The organism is Paenibacillus sp. FSL R5-0623 (assembly GCF_037974265.1).
Taxonomy (GTDB): Bacteria; Bacillota; Bacilli; order Paenibacillales; family Paenibacillaceae; genus Paenibacillus.
In genome coordinates this window covers 4,095,313-4,116,964 of the sequence record NZ_CP150233.1, presented here as the reverse complement: position 1 = coordinate 4,116,964, position 21,652 = coordinate 4,095,313, and the positions used below count along the sequence as shown (strand labels likewise).

The 21,652-nt window shown below is 45.0% G+C and carries 22 protein-coding genes and 1 other annotated feature; of the genes, 13 read left to right on the top strand and 9 right to left on the bottom strand.

Annotated elements, in window-relative coordinates; genetic code table 11:
• Window positions 1-8 precede the first annotated feature (8 nt).
• Entirely contained in the window at window positions 9-1,217 is a 1,209-nt protein-coding gene (locus tag MKY92_RS18020; RefSeq protein ID WP_339297163.1) for an MFS transporter, read from the bottom strand.
• Between the two features lie 341 nt (window positions 1,218-1,558).
• Entirely contained in the window at window positions 1,559-2,191 is a 633-nt protein-coding gene (locus MKY92_RS18015) for a DUF1963 domain-containing protein (protein ID WP_339297162.1), read from the bottom strand.
• A gap of 203 nt (window positions 2,192-2,394) precedes the next feature.
• On the opposite strand from MKY92_RS18015, the gene MKY92_RS18010 reads away from it, so the two are divergent.
• Window positions 2,395-3,096, top strand: a complete 702-nt coding sequence (locus MKY92_RS18010; RefSeq protein ID WP_339297161.1) for a pseudouridine synthase — start codon at window positions 2,395-2,397, stop codon at window positions 3,094-3,096.
• Between the two features lie 71 nt (window positions 3,097-3,167).
• Here MKY92_RS18010 and MKY92_RS18005 read toward each other — a convergent pair whose 3' ends face one another.
• The 3 genes from MKY92_RS18005 to MKY92_RS17995 form a co-directional block, all read right to left on the bottom strand.
• On the bottom strand, window positions 3,168-4,106 hold the full coding sequence (locus MKY92_RS18005) for a DMT family transporter (RefSeq protein ID WP_339297160.1): 939 nt from the start codon (window positions 4,104-4,106) through the stop codon (window positions 3,168-3,170).
• The gene (locus MKY92_RS18000) at window positions 4,103-4,954 is read right to left on the bottom strand and encodes an AraC family transcriptional regulator (protein ID WP_339297159.1); all 852 of its coding nucleotides are present in this window, start codon (window positions 4,952-4,954) and stop codon (window positions 4,103-4,105) included. Before MKY92_RS18000 ends, MKY92_RS18005 begins: the two co-directional genes overlap by 4 nt.
• 226 nt (window positions 4,955-5,180) lie before the next feature.
• The gene (locus MKY92_RS17995; protein ID WP_339297158.1) at window positions 5,181-6,296 is read right to left on the bottom strand and encodes an NADH:flavin oxidoreductase; all 1,116 of its coding nucleotides are present in this window, start codon (window positions 6,294-6,296) and stop codon (window positions 5,181-5,183) included.
• A 223-nt stretch (window positions 6,297-6,519) separates the two neighbouring features.
• On the opposite strand from MKY92_RS17995, the gene MKY92_RS17990 reads away from it, so the two are divergent.
• The 8 genes from MKY92_RS17990 to tyrS all read left to right on the top strand — a co-directional run bounded on the left by MKY92_RS17990 (window position 6,520) and on the right by tyrS (window position 14,407).
• Window positions 6,520-7,101, top strand: a complete 582-nt coding sequence (locus MKY92_RS17990) for a TetR/AcrR family transcriptional regulator (protein WP_076317587.1) — start codon at window positions 6,520-6,522, stop codon at window positions 7,099-7,101.
• A gap of 54 nt (window positions 7,102-7,155) precedes the next feature.
• The gene (locus MKY92_RS17985) at window positions 7,156-7,455 is read left to right on the top strand and encodes a Dabb family protein (RefSeq protein ID WP_339297157.1); all 300 of its coding nucleotides are present in this window, start codon (window positions 7,156-7,158) and stop codon (window positions 7,453-7,455) included.
• Between the two features lie 45 nt (window positions 7,456-7,500).
• Window positions 7,501-8,280, top strand: a complete 780-nt coding sequence (locus tag MKY92_RS17980) for an NRDE family protein (RefSeq protein WP_339297156.1) — start codon at window positions 7,501-7,503, stop codon at window positions 8,278-8,280.
• 313 nt (window positions 8,281-8,593) lie between these two features.
• Window positions 8,594-9,910, top strand: coding sequence for a nucleobase:cation symporter-2 family protein (locus MKY92_RS17975; protein ID WP_339297155.1), 1,317 nt, complete (start codon window positions 8,594-8,596; stop codon window positions 9,908-9,910).
• A gap of 316 nt (window positions 9,911-10,226) precedes the next feature.
• On the top strand, window positions 10,227-11,696 hold the full coding sequence (locus MKY92_RS17970; protein WP_339297154.1) for a YdiU family protein: 1,470 nt from the start codon (window positions 10,227-10,229) through the stop codon (window positions 11,694-11,696).
• Window positions 11,697-11,788: 92 nt separating this feature from the next.
• Window positions 11,789-12,241 (top strand): Imm63 family immunity protein, encoded by a 453-nt coding sequence (locus MKY92_RS17965; RefSeq protein WP_339297153.1) that lies wholly within the window; start codon window positions 11,789-11,791, stop codon window positions 12,239-12,241.
• Between the two features lie 10 nt (window positions 12,242-12,251).
• Window positions 12,252-12,701 (top strand): DUF4375 domain-containing protein, encoded by a 450-nt coding sequence (locus MKY92_RS17960; protein WP_339297152.1) that lies wholly within the window; start codon window positions 12,252-12,254, stop codon window positions 12,699-12,701.
• A gap of 98 nt (window positions 12,702-12,799) precedes the next feature.
• Window positions 12,800-13,027, top strand: a binding site (T-box leader).
• A 117-nt stretch (window positions 13,028-13,144) separates the two neighbouring features.
• Window positions 13,145-14,407 carry a tyrosine--tRNA ligase gene (gene tyrS, locus MKY92_RS17955; protein ID WP_036613950.1) on the top strand — a complete coding sequence of 421 codons (1,263 nt, stop codon included), beginning with the start codon at window positions 13,145-13,147 and terminating at the stop codon, window positions 14,405-14,407.
• Between the two features lie 156 nt (window positions 14,408-14,563).
• On the opposite strand, the gene MKY92_RS17950 is transcribed toward tyrS, so the two are convergent.
• From MKY92_RS17950 to MKY92_RS17935, 4 genes are all read right to left on the bottom strand, one after another.
• Window positions 14,564-14,842, bottom strand: coding sequence for a YxcD family protein (locus MKY92_RS17950; RefSeq protein ID WP_017687903.1), 279 nt, complete (start codon window positions 14,840-14,842; stop codon window positions 14,564-14,566).
• 5 nt (window positions 14,843-14,847) lie between these two features.
• Window positions 14,848-15,345 carry a hypothetical protein gene (locus MKY92_RS17945; protein ID WP_339177198.1) on the bottom strand — a complete coding sequence of 166 codons (498 nt, stop codon included), beginning with the start codon at window positions 15,343-15,345 and terminating at the stop codon, window positions 14,848-14,850.
• Window positions 15,346-15,443: 98 nt separating this feature from the next.
• Window positions 15,444-16,010 carry a PadR family transcriptional regulator gene (locus MKY92_RS17940; protein ID WP_036613540.1) on the bottom strand — a complete coding sequence of 189 codons (567 nt, stop codon included), beginning with the start codon at window positions 16,008-16,010 and terminating at the stop codon, window positions 15,444-15,446.
• A 173-nt stretch (window positions 16,011-16,183) separates the two neighbouring features.
• Window positions 16,184-16,759 carry a carbonic anhydrase gene (locus MKY92_RS17935; RefSeq protein WP_036613541.1) on the bottom strand — a complete coding sequence of 192 codons (576 nt, stop codon included), beginning with the start codon at window positions 16,757-16,759 and terminating at the stop codon, window positions 16,184-16,186.
• Between the two features lie 349 nt (window positions 16,760-17,108).
• Between MKY92_RS17935 and MKY92_RS17930 the strand changes: the two genes are divergently transcribed.
• The 4 genes from MKY92_RS17930 to MKY92_RS17915 all read left to right on the top strand — a co-directional run bounded on the left by MKY92_RS17930 (window position 17,109) and on the right by MKY92_RS17915 (window position 21,441).
• The gene (locus MKY92_RS17930) at window positions 17,109-18,623 is read left to right on the top strand and encodes a carboxypeptidase M32 (protein WP_339297151.1); all 1,515 of its coding nucleotides are present in this window, start codon (window positions 17,109-17,111) and stop codon (window positions 18,621-18,623) included.
• 159 nt (window positions 18,624-18,782) lie between these two features.
• Window positions 18,783-19,787: an ABC transporter substrate-binding protein gene (locus tag MKY92_RS17925; RefSeq protein WP_339297150.1), complete on the top strand. Its 1,005-nt coding sequence runs from the start codon at window positions 18,783-18,785 to the stop codon at window positions 19,785-19,787.
• A gap of 29 nt (window positions 19,788-19,816) precedes the next feature.
• Window positions 19,817-20,611: an ABC transporter ATP-binding protein gene (locus tag MKY92_RS17920; RefSeq protein WP_339297149.1), complete on the top strand. Its 795-nt coding sequence runs from the start codon at window positions 19,817-19,819 to the stop codon at window positions 20,609-20,611.
• Between the two features lie 5 nt (window positions 20,612-20,616).
• On the top strand, window positions 20,617-21,441 hold the full coding sequence (locus MKY92_RS17915; protein ID WP_074096946.1) for an ABC transporter permease: 825 nt from the start codon (window positions 20,617-20,619) through the stop codon (window positions 21,439-21,441).
• Window positions 21,442-21,652 lie beyond the last annotated feature (211 nt).

Genomic DNA, 21,652 nt, shown 5'->3' with positions numbered 1-21,652 from the left:
AACGATGTTTACATTTCCTTGCTATGTTGTGCGAGAGCAGTACGTACTGCATTATTTTTTACAGTCCATAGATGAGAGACCATCAATGTGAGCAGCAGGATCAGACAGAATCCGGCCAAAATCCAGATCGTATTCACGACAGGCCCTGTACTCATACTCCATCCAGTCACATACTGCAAGATGGCACCTCCAATCCCACCCGATGCGATCAGGATACTGGTTGTCCGCTCGGTCATACCGGGAATCAGAACATTTGCGTAGACCAGTGCGATACAGAACAGCCCTGACATGAACAGACCGGTTCCGAAGATGAGCACATACGTTGCCCATTGTCCAGTTACAAATACCATAGCGACCGTAAACAAAAGCGTGCCAACCGTACTCCAGATCAGGAAAGGCATATAGTTGACGGCTTCCGCTATTTTCCCGGAGAAAAGACGGCCGATGATCATCGCAATCCACAGGATGGAGACACTCAGCGATGCGACAGATTCCTGAAGTTGCAGTCGTTCTACGAGTATGGAGGGCAGGAAGTTCATCAATCCCAATTCCAATCCCATGTAGATGAAAAAGAAGATGACGAAGATCGTCAGCAGACCCAGATGTTTTCTCGAATATTGGGCTTTACCTGCTGCATGTGCCACTGTATTCTCGCCAGCCTGTTCCAGATAAAGTGCGGCTGGCCGGGGCATCGTGATCCACAGCAGCATGAGAACCAGTGACAACACGGCCACCGTATAAAAAGTAAGATGCCACAGATCCATCCAGATAAATAAAGCAGCGACAGCGGGAATGAGAAGTGCTCCAAGAGCAAAGAAGACATCCAGCTTGGACATGGCGACTGCCTTCTGATTCTCAGTGAATTCGATCGTGAATGCACCTACAGAGGGTTCGATGATACCTGAACCGAAACCTACGATAATTGTGAGAAGAAGAACTACAGACCAGGATGGCAGAAAACCGAGTACTATATAGGCGGCTACAATACAGATCAGAGCAAGGGTCAGCATCGCTTTTCTTCCGATACGGACTGTCAGGGCAGGAGCTGCGATTACACCGACAAGAAATCCAAGAAACTGCAGAAATAACAAAAATCCGCCATCACTGTAACCGCGCTCATAATATGACAATAAAACAGGAAGAAGTGCACCGAGTACAACGCTGGTTATGCCGATTAACAGATAAAAACCGCAGCTTAGAGCGAATATTTTTTTCAAAAGCCCGCCTCCTTGTTGGATAAAAATTTTATATTATGTAATTAATGTCTATTCCATATATAACTTATACCATAAATGCGCAAATGTACATGCTTTTTATTGTAAAATAATGTTAAGTTTTGAAGGTTGATAATATTTCTCGTGTTATATTTTTTTCTAAAACGATTTCGTGTCGAAAGGATAGATGATTCAATTCATATGACCGTTTAACAGGGTTTAGCATCTGTATTGATCGAGGATAGTAAAATGTGCATATACAAAAAAACGTTCCCTGTCTGAGTAGACGGGAAACGTTCTGATAGCCTTTTTATATGATGATACCTGACCTCAACGTATCGCCATTAAGCAGTCTGTACAAAGAAAATTCCATCGAAAGGTGCGTGAGCAGACGCGGGACCCCTTCGCAAAAATAAATAACCGTTTGCATCGGGAAGACCTAATATATCCCGATAAGGATCAGGAAAATCTCCGGAATATATTTGACACACCAGTTGATGTTCCTCTACCAAATGGTCAATTCCTTTCACACCGTTTGGTAAAGTGGGAGAGAAAAATGAAAATGCAGGGAACTCCTGATCGTCTAACTCCAATTCTATCAAACGTACGCCGCTTAACGGAATGGGTGGAACGGGACAAACGGAAGTGAGTGGATGCGAAGATACCGAGACATAAGTGCACCCGGCGAGAATATTCTCGTTCCATTCCAGCTCATCTCCCGTATAGGTTACCTGATCCAGAAAGTATTCGGAGGCGGAGTAGGTCGAGAAGACCGAGATATATTTATCTTGTGGTAAAGAAGGGATATGGACCTGCTGTGAAAGTGTATTACAATTGATGGAGAACAGATGTAATAAAGGCTGCCCCTCAGGGTTGAGCGGCCAGTCGGAAACGTATGCAGTTTCTCCACCAATCCACATGCCAGAGTCTTTGTTTGGATTATCGGGGTCAACTGTAAATCGAGTAACTTTGTACATGAGAAACTCCTTCCAGAGTGTATTTGGGCTTTCCTATGTAACGTTGTATGTGTTTTTATATAACCATTCATTGCTTCGTTTCAGTATAAATGAGATGATGTGGAATGAAAATCAGTACAAGGTACTAACTCATTGCACAAAGAGAATGAACGTACCAGCATTCAAAGAACCAGTGGCAATACTATAATGAGAAGCGGTGACACATGTTAATTAACAAATACATAAGTGAAACGGGGTTCTGCTCCCGCAGGGAAACGAACCGTTTAATTGCAGCTGGACGCATAACGATCAATGGCAGGGTATGTGAAAAAGGGGCGGAAGTTGAACATCACGATGTGGTCCTCATTGATGGGAAGGAGATTCCTCGTAATGACAGTGAACCTGTCTACATTGCTTTGAACAAACCCATCGGTATTGTCTGCACAGCAGCAGAACATGTGAAGGGGAACATCATTCAATATATGAATTATCCTTCTCGCATATTTGCGATAGGCAGGCTGGATAAGGCATCTGAGGGGTTGATTTTGCTTACGAATGACGGAGGCATTGTGAACAAGATGATGCGTTCGGAGCATAATCATGATAAAGAATATGTAGTGACTGTAGACAAACCCGTAACCGACGAATTTGTGAAGTCCATGTCTGAAGGTGTTGAAATTCTGGACGTGGTGACCAAGCCCTGTGAAGTGTATAGGCAAAGTGACAATGTATTTCGTATTATTTTGACACAGGGGCTCAATCTGCAGATCCGCAGAATGTGCAAAGCATTGGGGTACCGAGTATTAAAGCTGGAGCGCATCCGAATTATGAATATTACGCTGGATCAACTGGAGCGGGGGCAATGGCGTCATCTGGAGCAAGAGGAACTGGAGATTCTGCTGTCTCAATTAAATGAGATAAAATGAATGAGTTTTGCTGCATGTCAACGGTGGTCAACCATGATGTCCAGTTATATCAGTAAAAAATGAAGCAAACACTAACCCCTATGCGGATTAGTGTTTTTGTTGTTAAGCTTGCGCCCTTTTTGTTCTGAAATGTAAGAGCCAAATAGAGTTAAGAACGCACCGAGTACAATCACCCAGGTTATCTGCTCTTGAAGAATCAATGCAGATGACACAACAGTAATGACAGGCACCAGATAGATATATACGCTCGTGTTGATAGCTCCGAGAAGATTCACGGCCCGGTTCCAGGTCACGAAACACAACGCGGAGGCACCCAGACCGAGGTAGAGAATATTGGAGAGATTGCTCATATTGGTGAAGCGTCCGAGTTCCCAATGGAATTCAAACAGGAATAGAGCTGGTAGCATGAAGATCAGGCCATAGAAGAATACTTTGCGAGTCGCGCCAATGGTGTGATAACGAAGCTGGCCAATTTTCCGCATTAACACAGAGTAGATCGCCCATACCGCAGGTGCTATGAAAGCAAGCAGATCACCTGTCGGATTCAGTTGCAGAATGAATCTGCCGTTCAGTGCGATGAGTAGGATGCCGCTCAAGGCAATCCCGAATCCGATAATGAAGCGGCGAGTTAACTTCTCACCATCTAAGAAGATGTGTGCGAGCACGGCAGTGAAGAACGGGGCAATGGAGACAATAACACCCACGTTGGAAGCTGTTGTGTACACCAGAGCAATATTTTCAATAAGAAAATATAACGTCACCCCACATAGTCCTGCTCCGATAAATAACCATTCTTCTCTGAATGAGGCGATCCGCAGTGAACGTGGATAGATCAATAATAGTACCAAATATCCGATCAGGAAACGGAAAAATAGAATTTCCACTGGAGTAAAGTCAGTCAACAGAACCTTCGTCGAGACAAACGTAGTTCCCCAGATCAGTATAGTAAACAAAGCGAGTAGATGTCCGGTAGAGGCTTTAGTGTTTTGATGACCAAGATGACTTGTCATACGATGTTAGTGGTGGTTCGTTTCAACTCCGAATCATGATTGAAGATACGTCTATATTGCTTGGGTGTAAGGCCGATCAGTTTTTTGAAGAAATTCGTGAAATGGCTCTGGTCGCTAAATCCTGTCTGTGCAGCTACTTCAATCGGCAGCAGACCTTGTTCCAGCAGACGTTTGGCTTGATTAATGCGAATCGTTTCCAGGTAACGGTAAGGGGATATCCCTTTCTGGCGAGTGAATAAACGCAGCAGGTGGTATTTGCTCATCTCCGTCAAATCGGCTAACTCGTTCAGCGAGATGCTCTCCATGTAATGAGCTTCTATGTAATCACATATGCGTCTGATCTCTGTGGTCACATCCTGTGTGGAAACAGGTGGTTCAGCATCTGAATAATCTCTCAGCAATTGATCCAATAGTAAGAGTAACAATTCTTCTTTGCAGAAATCCGATTGCTCTTCCAGAATCATCTGATGCAGCTCGTGCAGGGAACCCACAAGTTCACTTTGGTAGAGAACAGGGGATGTAAACCGTGGCAAGTAAGCTTGTCCAGTAATCTCTCTCGCATACTCTCGCATAACCTCAGGCTGGACGTTGATACAGCGATAATCGAGGGTTCTTCCATCGACCTGTTCGCAGGCATGAGGATCATGTGGATTAAAAACAATCATATCACCACTATTCAAAATGTATTCTTCGTTGTTGCAGACGAGGTGTCGCTTGCCTTGTTCAATGAATCCAATGACGTAATAGTCATGAAAATGATTGGGAAACTTCTGCATAATGCCTTCAAATTGATAAGCTTCTAGCTGTAAATCGGTATCAAATACTACAGTCCGGACTTCCCGTGTCATGATGCACCTTCTTTCTGGTAAGTTAAGATCATTATAGGTTGCAAAGAAGGAATTTTCTTGAACGATATTGCTATTGCTCGAAGTGTTTGATCGGACAGATATCTCTAAAAACAAAATACCCGCAATCCCGGAGGGAAAGCGAGCCCTTTGCTTAGTATAGTTGATTCATGAGTTCAAACCTATATATATTAGGAGAAAAAATCTCTGGAACAATAAGTAATTTTTCTTAGTGTAACGTAGCGAGTACTTCAGGTGTAAAAGCTTGAATCTCGGATACGCGGCCTTCGCGTACTTTGGCAGCCCATGCCGGATCACCAAGGAGTGCACGTCCCACAGCTACCAGATCAAATTCCTGTTGCTCATATCGCTTCATGAGTTCGCCCATACCTGGATGTGTTGCTTTATCTGCTCCAGCTTCGGGTTCATCTGGCATACCCACAGAACCAACGGTAATTGTGGTTCGGCCACTCAGTTTTCTTACCCAACCTGCAAATCCAAGCTCAGATCCTTCGAACTCGGGCTCCCAGAAGCGTCGTGTCGAGCAGTGGAAGATATCTACACCTGCGTCAACTAACAAACGAAGGAATTGTTCCAAGTGTTCGGGGGTGTCGAACAGTCTGGCTTGATAATCATTCATCTTCCATTGGGAAATCCGCATCGCGATAGGAAAATCAGGGCCCACCGCAGCACGAACTGCCATTACAAGTTCAACCGCGAATTGAGTTCGTTTCTGAAGGTCACCACCATAGCGGTCCGTTCTCCTATTCGTTGTTTTCCAGAAAAACTGATCGATCAGAAAACCATGTGCACCGTGAAGCTCGATTCCGTCAAAACCGATGCGTTGCGTATTGGCTGCTGCATCAGCATAAGCTTGAATCACAGTTGCGATCTCTGTCTCCGTCATTGGCTCACCTACTTGGGTACCCTCCATATCAACTCCTGATGGACTAAGAGATTCAGCCTCGGGGTGAGGCTGAGATCCGGAAGGACGAACGATTCCCATGTGTAAAATCTGCGGAAAAATCTTGCCGCCGGCTTCATGGACTTGTTTGACCACTTCAGTCCAGCCTTGAAGAGCTGCTTCTCCATACATATGAGGGATTCTAGGCTCACTTGATGCAGATGGATGCTCAATGGTTGCACCTTCGGTAATAATGAGTCCAACACCATGCTCGGCACGCCGACGATAATATGCAGCTACATCGGGGCCCGGGATACCATCCGGGGAGAAGGCACGAGCCATGGGGGACATGACAATGCGCGAGGACAGGGTTAACTTTGAAACGCTGTATGGTTGAAACAGAAACTCCGTAGAAATAACGTTATGTTGTTGATCACTCAAACTAAGCACCTCCATTATGTTGTACCTCTCAGTGGGTACGAGTGCAATCTTAACAAGGTCTATAGGCATGCTCAACCAACAATCGGAGCATTTTGTTGCTTAAGCGAAAGAGACGGATTATTGTATACTGTCTTTGCACTTACTTTCACTTGTTGAACAAATAACACTTATCTATAATGAAGGAGTCTAACCAAATATTTTGTGTACAAAGGAGGATTGGGACATGTCTGGTGTATTGTCTCCAAACTCAAACGATCCGCGTGTAATCCGCACGCGTCAATTAATTCTTGATGCGTTTTTAAACCAATTGAATCTTAAAAATTTCAACAGTATTACGATTCAAAACATTACGGAACAAGCCACAATTAACAGGGCTACATTCTACGCCCATTTTCAGGATAAATATGCACTGCTTGAAGCCTTGTTATCGGATGCTTTTATGGAGTATGTAACGAAAAGGGTAGACCCGGATGCCCGGTTATCAGCCGAAACCATACAGCAACTTATATTTTCATTATGTGATTACCACGTCTCAAGTAATGGATGCATCAAAAAATATGAGACAGTTGCACCCATTATTGAAGAAAATATCAAGACACAGCTGGAGCAATTCCTTCTTGAATTAATGAGCAAAGTAGCGGGAGATGTAGATCCCAAAACGCTGAAAATTACGGCAACCATGCTAAGCTGGTCGATCTATGGGATGACCTATCGATGGAATATTGAAGGCGGGCAGGAATCCCCGGCTGAATTAGCCAACAGAGTGGTACCCTATATGATGGGCGGATTGGAATTGTTGAATTAACTTCATTTAACGAAAATGCCTTACTATTCGAATGGACATGGGAGGAATAACAAGATGTTTGAACATTTGGTTGTTTTTAAATTCAACGATAAAACCACGTTAGCCAAACAGCAGGAATTGGTGGGTCAATTGCTCGCGTTACCGGAACAAATACCGGGGATTACCGCGCTGACCGCAGGGATCAATGCAACGGAAGAAACGGACCGTATTCAAGGTTATACCATTGGATTGAGAGTGACGTTTGAAGATCAGGAGGCATTGCGCGCCTATGGTCCACATCCTGCTCATCAGGCATTTGTAGCTTCCTTGGATGGTTGGGTGGAAGATGTCATTGTAGTTGATTATGCGATATAAAGGCGCGAAATTAGAGGTTTAACCATATAGGAGTTGAAGATTCCCATGTGTTTAATTTTATTTGCTTACAACATGCATCCAAAGTATCCGCTTATATTGGGATCAAATAGGGATGAATTCTATCATAGGCCTACGGCTCAAGCACACTATTGGGAAGATCATCCTCATATATTGGCTGGCCGGGATTTGTCTAAAATGGGAACCTGGATGGGCGTAACAACAGAGGGGCGTCTGGCTGCTGTCACGAATTATCGTGATCCAAATGAAGAGGTACATGCCAAAGGCTCAAGAGGAGATCTGGTTGCTGATTTTTTAAAGGGAACGCCCACACCTGAGCAATATATACAACATGCGGAGCAAAGCCGCAATGATTATCCTGGCTACAATTTGTTAGTGGGTGATCCTGACAACCTCTATTATTATTCTAATGTGGGTAATGTTGTGATGAAGTTGAAACCAGGAATATACGGGATTAGTAATCACTTGATTAATACGGATTGGCCCAAGGTGAAACGTGGAAAAGAAGGGCTGGAGAAAATCATCCATGGGGAGGACAAAGGTACCCTGACAGAACAAATATTAGGTTTGCTACAAATGGCAGACCCTTCAGTGGATGAGCATCTACCTCATACAGGTGTTCCATTGGAGTGGGAACGTTTGCTTTCTCCCATCTTCGTAAAAAGTGAAAAATTCGACTATGGAACCAGAGCTTCATCCGTTGTTCTGATGAACAGAGAAGAAGTGTTTTTTACGGAGAGGGTTCACCAGAACGGAGAGGTAATGGAGCAACGTTTTAACATCAAACCTCTTAACTCGACAAGCTGAGAATATGAAAGAAATGATGTTCAAACATTATGCATTTACATGAATCACTGAAGTTAAATCCAAAGTTCATGTTTCTTTTCTTCTGAGTGTAAAGAGTATTTTCGTTTCTCTATGTCAACTAATATAACGCAACATAAACCGTTTGAGAGTACCTTTTGTATAACACGCCCAATTTAAGTTGGGCTCTTTATCTCTTATCACAATTCTATGTTATGAATCATGGAACTTCCTTGAATAGTTTATATAATGTGAATCAACATAACATGATTTTGCAGCGGTTCTGTTGATTCTAATTTCAGGGGGCAACGTGGAGATGAAAGAAACCAAAAAGATGAAAGTTTTTTCACTGGGGATTCAGCACGTACTCGCGATGTATGCGGGAGCAATTCTGGTGCCTTTGCTTGTGGGCAGAGCACTAAATCTGACTGCAGAGCAGTTGGCGTATCTGGTATCCATTGACCTGTTAACGTGTGGGATTGCAACATGGCTTCAGGCTCGGAAAGGGAAGTATTTGGGTATTGGTTTGCCAGCGGTGCTCGGAAGTTCTTTTGTAGCGGTGACACCCATGATTGCGATTGGATCGCAATACGGAATTCCTGCCATATATGGATCGATCATCGCAGCCGGGTTATTTATCGTCATCTTTGCCGTATTTTTTAGCAAAATCGTCAAATTGTTTCCGCCAGTTGTGATCGGTACAGTGGTAACCATCATCGGTCTTGCGCTAATCCCAACCGGCATTAAAAACATGGCAGGTGGAGCAAACAGTGAGAATTTCGGAAGTTTGGACAATCTGGCGCTTTCATTTGGCGTATTACTTTTCATTCTAATCCTGAATAGATATGCCCGCGGGTTTGTTAAATCCCTGGCTGTTCTCCTTGGTATTATCGTGGGAACCCTCATTGCAGCCATCATGGGAAAAGTGAATTTTGCCTCTGTACAGGAAGCCTCCTGGTTCCATTTACCGCAACCCTTTTACTTCGGATGGCCTACTTTCGAAATCGGCCCAATCATTACAATGATTATTGTAGGTACGGTGGTTATCATTGAATCAACAGGAGTATTTATGGCTTTAAGCAAAATCTGTGATCAACCGATCAATGAAAAAGATCTGGCACGGGGATATCGCGCGGAAGGTCTTGCGTTTGTCCTTGGCGGCATCTTTAATGCTTTTCCATACAATACATTTGCACAGAATGTTGGTTTGGTTCAGCTCTCCAAAGTAAAAACGACCAATGTTGTTGTTGCAGCCGGAGGTATTCTAATCTTTCTGGGACTCATTCCGAAGGTAGCTGCTTTTGCAACCATTATTCCAAGTGCTGTCCTCGGAGGAGCGACTGTTGTCCTGTTTGGAATGGTCGTCTCATCCGGGATCAAAATGCTGCAAAACGTCGACTTCAGCAAACAATCCAATCTATTGATTGTGGCTTGCTCCGTTTCACTTGGGCTCGGTGTTACGGCTGTACCCGACCTGTTTGCCCAGCTTCCTCAAAGTATTCGGATTATTGTTAGCGATGGTATCATCACGGGAAGCCTGTCAGCGATCCTGCTTAATGTCTTCTTTAACCTTGCTTTGAAAAAAGAAAGCTTGCCAGTACAGCCTGTCCAGGCTCAAGAAGCTCACACGTAATCATTGTATAACAGACGTATCATCTAGTATTAAGTAAGCGAAATAGATCCAAGATGGTTTTCTGGGAAGTGGAATGCAAGACAATGATTCCACTTGGCCAAGAAATCTCTTGGATTTTTTGGTGCTTACGATTCATGAGGAATGCAAAAGGCATGCAAATATGCTAAAGTTTCATCAAGAACATTTTAGATGTTCGTTTAAGTCAACAACATCTTACTTTGAATTTCCATGCGACTACATAAATGAGCATTGGTTCACAAGGCTACAATATAACCAAGGGATATCCCTGTGGTACAGAAAAGGAGTTGTGATCACCATGCAACAAGAAACGTTGAACAAAGGGTGGAACTTGGAGAATAGTTATGCGAAGTTACCGCAACCCTTTTTTACAAGTCAGGGCGCAGTGCCTGTTGAATCACCAAAGCTGATCATTTTCAATCGACTGCTTGCATCCAGCCTGGGACTGGATGTGGAGTCTCTTGACAGTGATGAAGGAGCGCATATTTTTGCAGGTAATTTGATTCCGGAAGGAGCCGAGCCTTTGGCTCAGGCCTATGCAGGTCATCAATTTGGCAATTTTAATATGCTTGGAGATGGACGTGCTTTGCTGCTGGGTGAACAGATTACGCCACAGGGCGAGCGAGTGGATATCCAGCTCAAAGGATCAGGAAGAACACCCTACTCCCGTGGGGGAGATGGACGTGCTGCTGTAGGGCCCATGTTGCGTGAGTATATTATTAGTGAGGCGATGTATGCACTGGGTATTCCAACGACACGCAGTCTGGCGGTGGTTTCAACAGGAGAAAACATTATCCGTGAAACAGAGCGGCCGGGTGCCATTTTAACCCGGGTGGCTTCCAGTCATATCCGGGTAGCAACCTTCCAGTATGCAGCCAGATGGGGATCTATCGACGATCTTCGGGCGTTGGCTGATTATACGTTGCATCGACATTTTCCTGATGTTGCCCAAGCTGAGAATCGCTATCTTTTGCTCCTTCAGGAAGTGATTAAACGGCAGGCGGCACTCATTGCCCAATGGCAGCGTGTTGGTTTCATTCATGGAGTGATGAACACGGATAATATGGCCATTAGTGGTGAGACCATCGATTATGGTCCGTGCGCCTTTATGGATGCTTACAATCCTTCAACCGTATTCAGCTCCATCGACAGGCAAGGTCGCTATGCTTATGGTAATCAACCGTATATTGCCGGGTGGAATTTGGCTCGTTTTGCCGAGACGCTTCTGCCGTTGTTGCATGAAGATGAAGAACAGGCGGTGCAACTCGCTCAGGATGCTATCGCACAATTTTCTGAATTGTACCATCATCATTGGCTCAAGGGAGTGCGTGCCAAACTGGGCTTGTCCGATGAAGAGGCCGAAGATGAAGCGCTGATCAAGGATCTTCTTGAACTCATGGAGAAGCATAGTGCAGATTACACCAATACGTTCCTGGCATTGACCTTTGACAAGTTGGAAGGGACTGCTTTGTTTGGCACGGCAGAATTTGCTGAATGGAATGAGCGGTGGAAAGCAAGATTGGACAGACAGGGAGGGGCGAAGGAAGTCTCTCAGGAGTTGATGAGATCAAGCAATCCAGCCGTCATTCCCCGAAATCATCGGGTCGAGGAAGCCCTTGAGCGAGCTGAGAATCACGGAGACCTTAGCGTGATGGAGAAGCTTTTGGCAGTTCTTTCAGACCCGTTCGCGCACTCACCTGAGCAGGCTGAATATGCCGAACTGCCAGCACAGTGCAATACTTCGTACCAGACTTTTTGTGGAACCTGATTGACCAGTATGGAATGAAGAGGCTGCCTTGGGCAGCTTTTTCATTTTTTCATTCTGTCATCGACGTTACTTTTATAGAGGCAGGTGCATTCATGTCCAACATGTTAAGTAAACAACAATTGGCAGACATCCTTTTACAGCTTTTAGAGCGTACATCTTTCCCTAGGGAACAGATGCAGAACTATGTTAACCGCTTGTTTGAGAGCTTTAAATGGGATGGGGTGCCTTATGTAGAGGCTGGAGAAGATACGTATATCGTTCGAATATACGAACGTGGTCTCTTCTCATTGGAGAAACGGGTGAAACAGCCGGATGAAGTCATCTATTGGTTGATGGAGGATATTATTTTCACCGCGACGCATGTAGGATTGTTGGAACGACATGGCGTGGATAATAAACAAACGCATTTGAACTATACAAATGAAGTGATGAAGGACCTGAACAGGGGTGTTCTGGAAGCCTTCCAGCAGATCGGGGATCCGTATTTACATTGGCATCAGACTGGGAAACGTCAGGAGTTAGAGGGCATGGATAAAGAAAAGTGAGGTGTGTAACGTGAGCGAGCAAGATATTAATGATGTATGGTATGACTATGCTGTGTTATTTATCAAAAAAAAGAATGAATCTGAACAGGGCTGGGTTTCGTTGACTTCGAACGAGCAGGACATTGCTGCTCTATGGCTGTTAGAGGCGGATGTCTTTAATGGCGGTTTTATACAGTTTTTCTGCAACTGGGGGGAAGAGGTATACCGTTACGCGTTGCGTGCATTACATATCATTGGTGCGACTCAAGCCGTGGAGATCATAACGTCAGCATATGGCTGCATTGAGCACTTGAAAGAGGATAAAAGGCTTACCGAACTGTGGGATATACCTAAATTCCTCACAAAGGAACAAGAGCAGCAGTTAGATGCGTTAGATCAACAGTTTTGGAACAATGAGGATCAGATCGCGGAGAAAGCCTATGGATATTATCACGGAATATTGAACATGATGATCATATAATCTGGTTTTAACTATGCATCCGTTGTTCTGTTCGAAGATTAATACTTGGTCTTGCAATGACTGAAACGTTCGGCTATACTTGCTATAAATTGAATACATGAATCACGTTGATAGAGCGCAGTAGCGGCTTTGTCCCTGTTACAGAAAGTCAGGGGTTGATGGAACCTGATACATACAAGGGCTGCGAATTACACTCTGGAGTACTTGGGTAATGCCAAGCGGATGGGCAAACGATATATTGCCAAAAGTGGTATGGATAACGTGTTAAGCTCACGTGTTGTCCATGCAATTTGGGTGGTACCACGGTTATGATAATCGTCCCTGTGTCTAATGAAGACAAGGAGGCGATTTTTTTGTGTCCAAAAAAAGCCGTTCCAGGGTGTTATTTCGCAATTTAACGTAGATCATGACTGAATCTTGAGGATAGAAAAGGGGTTATACACATGAATATTATTGATGAACTACAGTGGCGTGACGCCATTAACCAGCAGACAGATGCAGAGGGACTGCGTGAGTTGACTGAAACCAAATCAATCTCACTGTACTGCGGCGTTGACCCTACGGGGGATAGCATGCATATCGGACATCTCATTCCCTTCATGATGCTGAAACGTTTTCAACTGGCAGGACACCGTCCAGTCATTCTGATTGGTGGAGCTACAGGAACGATTGGTGATCCAAGTGGTCGTCAGGCAGAACGTTCTTTGCAAACGATGGAACAAGTGCAGGAGAATGTGGATGCACTGACAGCGCAGATGAAGAAGTTGTTCGTAACAGACGGTGATAATCAGGTTCGCATGGTGAACAACTACGATTGGACGCACAAAATCAATGTCATTGAATTCTTGCGTGACTACGGCAAAAACTTTAACCTCAACACAATGTTAGCTAAGGATGTAGTTGCGAGCAGACTGGAAGGCGGAATCTCGTTCACCGAGTTTTCATACCAGATCCTTCAATCACTCGACTACCTGCACCTGTTCCAGAACGAAGATGTACAGCTTCAAATCGGCGGTTCGGATCAATGGGGGAATATCACGAGTGGTCTTGATCTGATTCGTAAAAAAGAAGGATCTGAAGCGAAGGCGTACGGTCTGACCATTCCGCTCATGCTCAAATCCGACGGTACGAAATTTGGTAAAACAGCTGGCGGGGCAATTTGGCTTGATCCGAACAAAACGACACCATTTGAGTTCTACCAGTTCTGGGCGAATACAGATGATCGGGATGTCATTAAATACTTGAAATACTTTACCTTCCTGAGCAAAGAAGAAATTGAAGCTTTGGCTGAAAAGGTAGAGACAGAGCCGCACAGACGTGAAGCACAGAAAGCACTCGCGGAAGAAATGACAAAATTCGTTCACGGCGAAGAAATGCTCGAACAGGCTAAACGTATTACAGCGGCGCTGTTCAGTGGTGATATCCGTTCCCTGACAGCAGATGAAATCGAGCAGGGTTTCAAGGAAATGCCAACATTCGAAACGGACGGCGAAGCGAAAAATATCGTGGACTGGCTCGTAGATCTGGGGCTGGAGCCATCCAAACGCCAGGCGCGTGAGGATGTCACCAAAGGCGCTATCTCCATGAACGGTGAGAAAATCACGGAGCTTGAATTCACAGTCTCGGCAGAGCATGCCATCGGCGGTAAATTCATCATTATCCGTAAAGGTAAGAAGAACTACAGCCTGGTTAAACTCCAATCATAGTTTCCAAGAATTAGAACGTAACACAGAAACGTATAGAGACTACAATAGACACACAAATAAAGCCACAAATACAGAAACAAAAAGACCGTCTTCCATCTCTGTCAGGTGACAGAGTGGAGACGGTCTTTCGTATATCAGGCCAGTGAGTGACCTATCTTATTGATTAACAATCGCTGTGATCTCTTCATCCAGATCAAGTCGTACATTCTCACGGTACGCCCGGATGTTGTATTCACTGTGCAGGTAGCGAAGAATCGCTTCAATCATATTGGACTCCACCAGATATTGACTACGGCCTTGAATCCAAACTTCAGCGGAATAACCTGTATCTTCTTCCCAGCTCAGTTCTACATTCACATCGGTTGGACGTACACCCTTACGTTCTGCCATATGAATACAGATTGCATTCACAATTTCATCCATGCTCAGAACCATAGAGATTAGTACCGTCCGTTTCTGTTACGGTCATCATCACGATCATTGCGACGGTCATAACGACCATCCGCTGCAGGTTTGCGACGATTGGAGATGGCTCTGAAGAGTGCCATAGCCAGCATAACAATCAACATAATTGCTGCAACGTTCACGAGCAATCCAAGGATGTTACCCAGAGCGCCCATGCCACCGAACAATCCGCCAAACATCATACCAGCAAGACCACCAAGCATCATGCCTTTCATGAATCCGCCGCCACCGCCGAAGAATCCGCCACGGTTCGTTGTAGCTGCTCCATTGCTGGAATTGTTATTCGTATTCGATTTGCTTACATTGCTGTCGGATTTCTTAGGTGTATTGCTATAACTTTTCGTACCGGATTTGAATCCGCCACCACGTCTAGCATCCGCTGAATCCGGATTGGCTACTCCTACTGTTGCGAACAATAATGTAAAGGCCATAAATACCATCATTAGATGTTTAACTCCGAATTTTTTCTTCATTGTAAAGATCGTAACCCCCCGATTAATTTGTTTGGATCGCCCAAAAATGGACCTTACTCATGTAATACGGTCAACTTGCAGCAACGTTTCAAATTTTATTAAATTTCTGAAACACTTGGACTTGGGTCTTGAATTGCAGCTTGGCCATCAAGCAATTGGGTAACCCAATGACACCATTCCAGGCCTGTTTGTGCGTGCATCAACCCTTTTTGTACCAGGATGTAGCTTCCAAAGTCTCGGTTGCCTACACGAAGATTATCCTGAGGTATACGTGACTTCAGATCTTCGAAATAACGTATGCGTTCCATAAACCAGCTTTTACGCTCGTTAAGAATGCGTCTCATGCTTCCGTCTTCCGCTATGCCAACACACAAAATACGCAAATTAAATTCATCGCGTGTAACCGGTGCGGTAACAGGAGTAATCATCCATTCCAAGAGCTTTTCAATGCCTTTTTCCGTAACTGCGTACATTTTCTTGTCCGGTTTGTCAGACTGTTGTACCCAGCGGGAGGCCAATAACTCATCGTTTTCCATCTTGGACAGGAGTGGGTAGATCTGGCTGTGTTTCGCCTGCCAATGAGGCTGGATTTTCAGCATCAGATCATAGCCCGATGACTCCTCGCGGGTAAGCAGCCCGAGCAATCCGTAGGAAAGTATGTTCATGCACATGTCTCCTTAATATTAGGGCTAGGTCAGAGAGAACAATCGTTTTTACTTTCTTTGACCGCTTTCATAAAAAGTGTACACTGAAACTGTATGGTTTGACAACCTGACAGAACAACTGCCTTAATTTAGACAAAAAAAGTGCGAACCATAAGGTCCGCACTCCAAACCATTTAGAGAGATGCCTGTTGTCCATACCCCTCAGCGACAAGATCAAGTTCACCTGTGGCAGAATCGATAACCATGCCGTGGACGGGTACATTGGGAGGAAGTAATGGATGCTTTTTGATCACTTCCACAGTATGTTTTACCCCTTCCTCAACGCTGTCAAACCCACGCAACCATTTTTGCAAACGGATGCCCGAATTCTCCAGAGTAGTCATGACTTCTTCCGATACACCACGCTCTACCATATGTCCAATCATGGTCTCAGCGTGAAGGGAAGCCATACCACATTCCGTGTGTCCCACTACCAGGACTTCATCTGCACCCAGTTCATAGATGGCGACAAGTACACTACGCATTACACTCCCGAAAGGCTGAGAGATAATTGCGCCTGCGTTTTTGATGATTTTCACATCGCCGTTTTTCAAGTTCATAGCCTTGGGCAGCAATTCCACCAGACGTGTATCCATACAAGTGATGATAACCATCTTTTTGGTTGGAAACTTGCCAGCCGTATACTTTTCGTATTCTTTGGTCTCGACAAATGATTTGTTGTAAGTCAAAATCTCTTGAATGTTGTTCATGTCCATTGCCTCCTGTTATCCAATACGACGAGCACGGCCACTTGCATATGATGCAGCTTGTCCTACACGCCTTTGCTTTAATAGTATTTCACGGTCAGCAGATGGCATTACTCCAACCCTTTAGAGGTTGTTCAAAAAGTCCACTTTTGATTACGAATCATGCTTGAGGGCATCATCAGCATCGAAGTTGAACGACATTTCTATCTTCTCGGTAATGAAAATCAGACTTTTTGAACACGTATCTTTAGGCGAATAATACAATTTTCATCTGTTAAAAGTTGATTATACGCAATGCAAAAAGTATCATCAATAGGGTATAACATTTTTTTTGAAGAGGTGAACGATAACAATGGATAAACAAACACAGGAACATTTGGAATCCTTCCGTAATCTGGCTCGTAAAATTAAGAGCTATCATGAAGCCATTGGTTTGCTTCACTGGGATCTGCGCACAGGTGCGCCGAAAAAAGGCGTTCCGACTCGTTCGGAGACGCTGGGTATGTTGTCCACCGAAGCATTCAAGTTGCAAACCTCGGCTGACATGAAGACTTACCTGGATGCATTAACGACTCCAGCGGTATTGGAACAGCTCGAAGATATAGATCGTCGTCTGGTTGAAGATTGCCAGAAAGAATATGATCGCAGTCAATCCGTACCACCGGAAAAAGTACAAGCATATACCGTGCTCACGGCCAAGTCCGAAACCGCATGGGAAGATGCCAAACATAACAGTGATTTTGCAGGGTTCTCCCCATATCTGACAGATATCGTTAAGCTCAAACAGGAGTTTATTGATTATTGGGGTGTGAAGGATACGCGTTATGATACGCTGCTTGACATGTATGAACCGGATCTGACGGTTGAGAAAGTGGATGCTGTGTTCGCCCGCCTCAAAGCACGTTTGGTGCCTCTGCAAGAGAAGATTAATGCTTCAGAAAACAAGCCCAATACAGAGTTTCTGAATCAGTTGTTTGACACCGAACAGCAGGAAAAATTCAGTCTGTTCATCTTGGAACAAATGGGCTATGACTTTGAAGCTGGACGATTGGACGAGAGTGTTCATCCTTTTGCAACGGGCCTTAATCCGGGTGATGTGCGGATCACAACACATTATCTGCAAGATGATGTAGCAAGCGCAGTCTTCAGTTCCCTGCATGAGGGCGGGCATGCCCTGTACGAGCAAAATATTGATGACAGTCTGGCAGGTACCCTTCTTGCCGAAGGAACGTCCATGGGGATTCATGAGTCCCAGTCCCGTCTTTGGGAAAACATGATTGGTCGTAGTCTGCCATTCTGGACACGTTATTACAAAGATTTGCAGCAGCATTTCCCACAACTGAGCGAAGTTGAACTGGAAGATTTCTATCGTGCAATCAACCGGGTGGAGAGTTCACTCATTCGAATTGAAGCCGATGAACTGACCTATAACCTGCATATTATTATCCGATATGAGATTGAGAAAATGTTATTCAACGATGGTCTGGAAGTGAAAGACCTGCCGGAGACCTGGAATGCAAAATACAAGGAATACCTCGGTATTATGCCAACGAATGATGGAGACGGTGTTCTTCAGGATGTTCACTGGTCTGGTGGTGACTTTGGTTACTTTGCTTCGTATTCTCTGGGTAATATGTATGCAGCTCAAATTCTACATACATTACGCAAGGAAATGCCAGAATTTGATACCTTCATTGCCAAAGGTAATCTGATTCCAATTAAGGAATGGCTTACAGACAAGATCTACCGTTATGGCAAAAGTCGCACACCTTCCGAATTGATTGTCGCCGTAACGGGTGAAGAATTGAACCCGGATTATCTGGCCGATTATCTGGAAGCCAAATACGCCGAGATTTACAAGCTGTAGGTATCCCATATATACCATATTGAATAACATTTCGAAGAGCTGAAGAGTCGGGCATCATTGCCCGGCTCTTTTTTGCATTTAAGTTCTTAACCTTTTGTTGGGCATCGGCATATCCATAATAGAGAGAAACTGCTGAAACCAGTGAAGGAGGGAAACAACATGAAATACACGCCATGGTTCGTCCGGGGCATCGTTATTCTGCTGATTATCATTGTGGCGCTCACCAGCTGTAATAAGGAAGAGAATGAAGCCAAGATTACGATTGGCGAAGTGACTCGTTCGGTATTTTACGCACCGGAGTATGTCGCTGTGGCTCAAGGTTTTTTTGAAGAGCAGGGACTTGAGGTGGATATTCAAACGACTGCTGGTGGTGACAAAACGATGGCGGCATTACTCGCAGGTTCGGTGGATATCGCACTGGTAGGGGCGGAGACGTCCATATATGTCTATCAGCAGGGAGCGGAAGATCCGGTCATTAACTTTGCCCAGCTCACCCAGACGGATGGTACATTTCTGTTCGCTCGTAACACAGAAGGTAGCTTCGATTGGGAGCAACTGAGGGATTCCACATTTCTCGGTCAACGCAAAGGCGGCATGCCGCAAATGGCAGGGGAGTTCGCACTGAACAAACATGGCATTGATCCACAAAGTGATCTGGAACTGATTCAAAATGTGGACTTTGCCAACATTGCGTCTGCTTTTGCCTCAGGCACGGGAGATTATGTTCAACTGTTTGAACCCCAGGCATCCATCTTTGAACAAGAAGGTCGGGGTAAGGTTGTTGCATCGTTTGGCACAGAAGGTGGTCTTCTGCCTTACACCGTCTTCATGACGAAACAGAGTTATCTTAACGACAATAAGGATATCGTACAGAAGTTTACGAATGGTCTGCACAAAGCGCAGGCATGGGTGGATTCCCATACGGCTGAAGAGATTGCTGAAGTCATTTCTCCTTTTTTCAAAGACATCGATCCAGTCATTTTGGTAAGCAGTGTGAACCGTTATAAGGAACAGGGCAGCTATGCAACGGATCCGATCATTGATGAGGAAGAGTGGAACAATCTGCTTGATGTCATGAGTGCCGCCGGAGAGTTGAAAGAACGTGTGGATTCGAATGCCATTGTGGATAATGCCTATGCGGAAGAGGTTACGAAATCAAAGTAATGGGGTATTCAGGAAAGGAAGTGAGCAGAATGCCTGAATCCGAAAGTGTGATCCGACTCGAGGGGATCTCTCAAGTATATGTCAGCGAGCGGGAAGCTTCCTTGGTGCTTGAAGACTTGAGTCTGGAGATTCAAAAAGGAGAGTTCGTCAGTCTGGTTGGACCGAGTGGATGTGGTAAAACGACATTGTTGTCGATCATTGCCGGGCTGCTCACACCCACCCGAGGAGAGGTTAAGGTTAAAGGCAAACTTGTTGGCGGCCCCTCAGCACAGATTGGTTATATGCTTCAACAGGACTATCTGTTCCCGTGGCGGACCATTCTGGATAATGCATTGATTGGTCTTGAACTGACAGGCAGACTTGATGAACGGAGCCGTGAGCGTGTACGGGAACTGCTGGTAAGTATGGGGTTGGCCGGAACGGAGAATCAGTACCCTTCAGAGCTTTCAGGGGGTATGAGACAGCGAGTGGCTCTGGTGCGAACGTTGGCAACCGATCCGGGAATTTTATTGTTGGATGAACCATTCTCAGCACTTGATTATCAAACCAAGCTGCAACTGGAGGATTTGGTCTCGGACACGTTAAAACAGTTTGGCAAAACATCTGTTCTCGTCACCCATGATTTGTCTGAAGCCATTGCGGTCAGTGACCGAGTCATTGTGCTTGATCGCAATCCCGGCCGCATCCGTCGTGAGTTTGTAATCCCCGATGGAATTCGGAAGGCTCAGCCGTTTCATGCCAGGGAACAAGAAGGATTCAATGTGTTGTTTCAGGCGTTATGGAGTGAACTGGATCAGTCGGGGGGAGGTGAGGAAGACGCGTGAATCCAATGAATCCGAAGCAGGAAAAGCGTGACGAATGGATGGGGCAGCTGCATCGGAATCATATTCAGCAGGTGGCCAGATGGCGACATCAAGTGCTTGCCGTACAGTTATCTATGTTGGTATGTATGTTTTTGTTATGGGAAGTGGCAGGCAGGCTTCGTTGGATTGATGTACTGTTATTCAGTTATCCGAGTAAGGTTTTTGCCCAGATTGGCAAGGACATCGCTAGTGGCGAGTTGTGGGCACATGTTGGGGTAACCGTAGGGGAAACGGCAGTTGGTTTTTTATTGGGAACACTGGTGGGAACCTTGCTTGCGGTTTTAATTTGGTGGTCTCCTTTTTTGTCAAAAGTGTTGGACCCCTATATGGTTGTGTTCAACAGTATGCCAAAGGTAGCACTTGGCCCGATCTTTATTGTGATGTTCGGCGCGGGTTTTACAGCCATTGTTATGACCACATTGTCCATCACGGTCATTATCACGACATTGGTCGTGTATAACAGCTTCAATGAAGTGGATCCCAATTATATTAAAGTCATTCGTACGTTTGGTGGAGACCGTTCCGAGATTTTTACAAAAGTTGTATTACCTGCTTCTTTTCCGGCGATTGTATCCACCTTGAAAGTGAACGTTGGCATGGCTTGGGTGGGTGTAATTGTAGGTGAGTTTCTGGTCGCAAAACAAGGGCTCGGTTATCTGATTATCTACGGATTCCAGGTATTCAACTTCACGCTTGTATTATCAAGTCTGTTAATTATTGCTGCTGTTGCAACAGCCATGTACCAACTTGTTGTCTATGCAGAACGCAAAATGCTGGCTGGCCGCAGGTGATTCGTAGTGTTTTACTCGTAATGTGACCGGGTATGATATGTATACAATTTCACAAGGGGTGTCACGTTGCCCGATACCGTAAAATCAAGTACCATATTTAGTATGATTATTCCGCGCAGATCCGGAATGAATGCGATGATTGGAGAAGAGGGCCTTGAGGTTCTGTCGCAACGATCTAACTTGCCAGCGTCCCTCATTCGGGGCGTGTTGC

Excerpts from the sequence above, each read along its gene's own strand:
- MKY92_RS18005 (WP_339297160.1), bottom strand. The coding sequence starts at position 4,106 with ATGACAAGTCATCTTGGTCATCAAAACACTAAAGCCTCTACCGGACAT.
- MKY92_RS17990 (WP_076317587.1), top strand. The coding sequence starts at position 6,520 with ATGTCTGGTGTATTGTCTCCAAACTCAAACGATCCGCGTGTAATCCGC.
- MKY92_RS17935 (WP_036613541.1), bottom strand. The coding sequence starts at position 16,759 with ATGAACAACATTCAAGAGATTTTGACTTACAACAAATCATTTGTCGAG.
- MKY92_RS17945 (WP_339177198.1), bottom strand. The coding sequence starts at position 15,345 with ATGAAGAAAAAATTCGGAGTTAAACATCTAATGATGGTATTTATGGCC.
- MKY92_RS17915 (WP_074096946.1), top strand. The coding sequence starts at position 20,617 with ATGAATCCGAAGCAGGAAAAGCGTGACGAATGGATGGGGCAGCTGCAT.
- tyrS (WP_036613950.1), top strand. The coding sequence starts at position 13,145 with ATGAATATTATTGATGAACTACAGTGGCGTGACGCCATTAACCAGCAG.
- MKY92_RS17980 (WP_339297156.1), top strand. The coding sequence starts at position 7,501 with ATGTGTTTAATTTTATTTGCTTACAACATGCATCCAAAGTATCCGCTT.
- MKY92_RS17940 (WP_036613540.1), bottom strand. The coding sequence starts at position 16,010 with ATGAACATACTTTCCTACGGATTGCTCGGGCTGCTTACCCGCGAGGAG.
- MKY92_RS17965 (WP_339297153.1), top strand. The coding sequence starts at position 11,789 with ATGTCCAACATGTTAAGTAAACAACAATTGGCAGACATCCTTTTACAG.
- MKY92_RS18000 (WP_339297159.1), bottom strand. The coding sequence starts at position 4,954 with ATGACACGGGAAGTCCGGACTGTAGTATTTGATACCGATTTACAGCTA.
- MKY92_RS17930 (WP_339297151.1), top strand. The coding sequence starts at position 17,109 with ATGGATAAACAAACACAGGAACATTTGGAATCCTTCCGTAATCTGGCT.
- MKY92_RS17950 (WP_017687903.1), bottom strand. The coding sequence starts at position 14,842 with ATGGTTCTGAGCATGGATGAAATTGTGAATGCAATCTGTATTCATATG.
- MKY92_RS18010 (WP_339297161.1), top strand. The coding sequence starts at position 2,395 with ATGTTAATTAACAAATACATAAGTGAAACGGGGTTCTGCTCCCGCAGG.
- MKY92_RS18015 (WP_339297162.1), bottom strand. The coding sequence starts at position 2,191 with ATGTACAAAGTTACTCGATTTACAGTTGACCCCGATAATCCAAACAAA.
- MKY92_RS17970 (WP_339297154.1), top strand. The coding sequence starts at position 10,227 with ATGCAACAAGAAACGTTGAACAAAGGGTGGAACTTGGAGAATAGTTAT.
- MKY92_RS17985 (WP_339297157.1), top strand. The coding sequence starts at position 7,156 with ATGTTTGAACATTTGGTTGTTTTTAAATTCAACGATAAAACCACGTTA.
- MKY92_RS17975 (WP_339297155.1), top strand. The coding sequence starts at position 8,594 with ATGAAAGAAACCAAAAAGATGAAAGTTTTTTCACTGGGGATTCAGCAC.
- MKY92_RS17925 (WP_339297150.1), top strand. The coding sequence starts at position 18,783 with ATGAAATACACGCCATGGTTCGTCCGGGGCATCGTTATTCTGCTGATT.
- MKY92_RS17920 (WP_339297149.1), top strand. The coding sequence starts at position 19,817 with ATGCCTGAATCCGAAAGTGTGATCCGACTCGAGGGGATCTCTCAAGTA.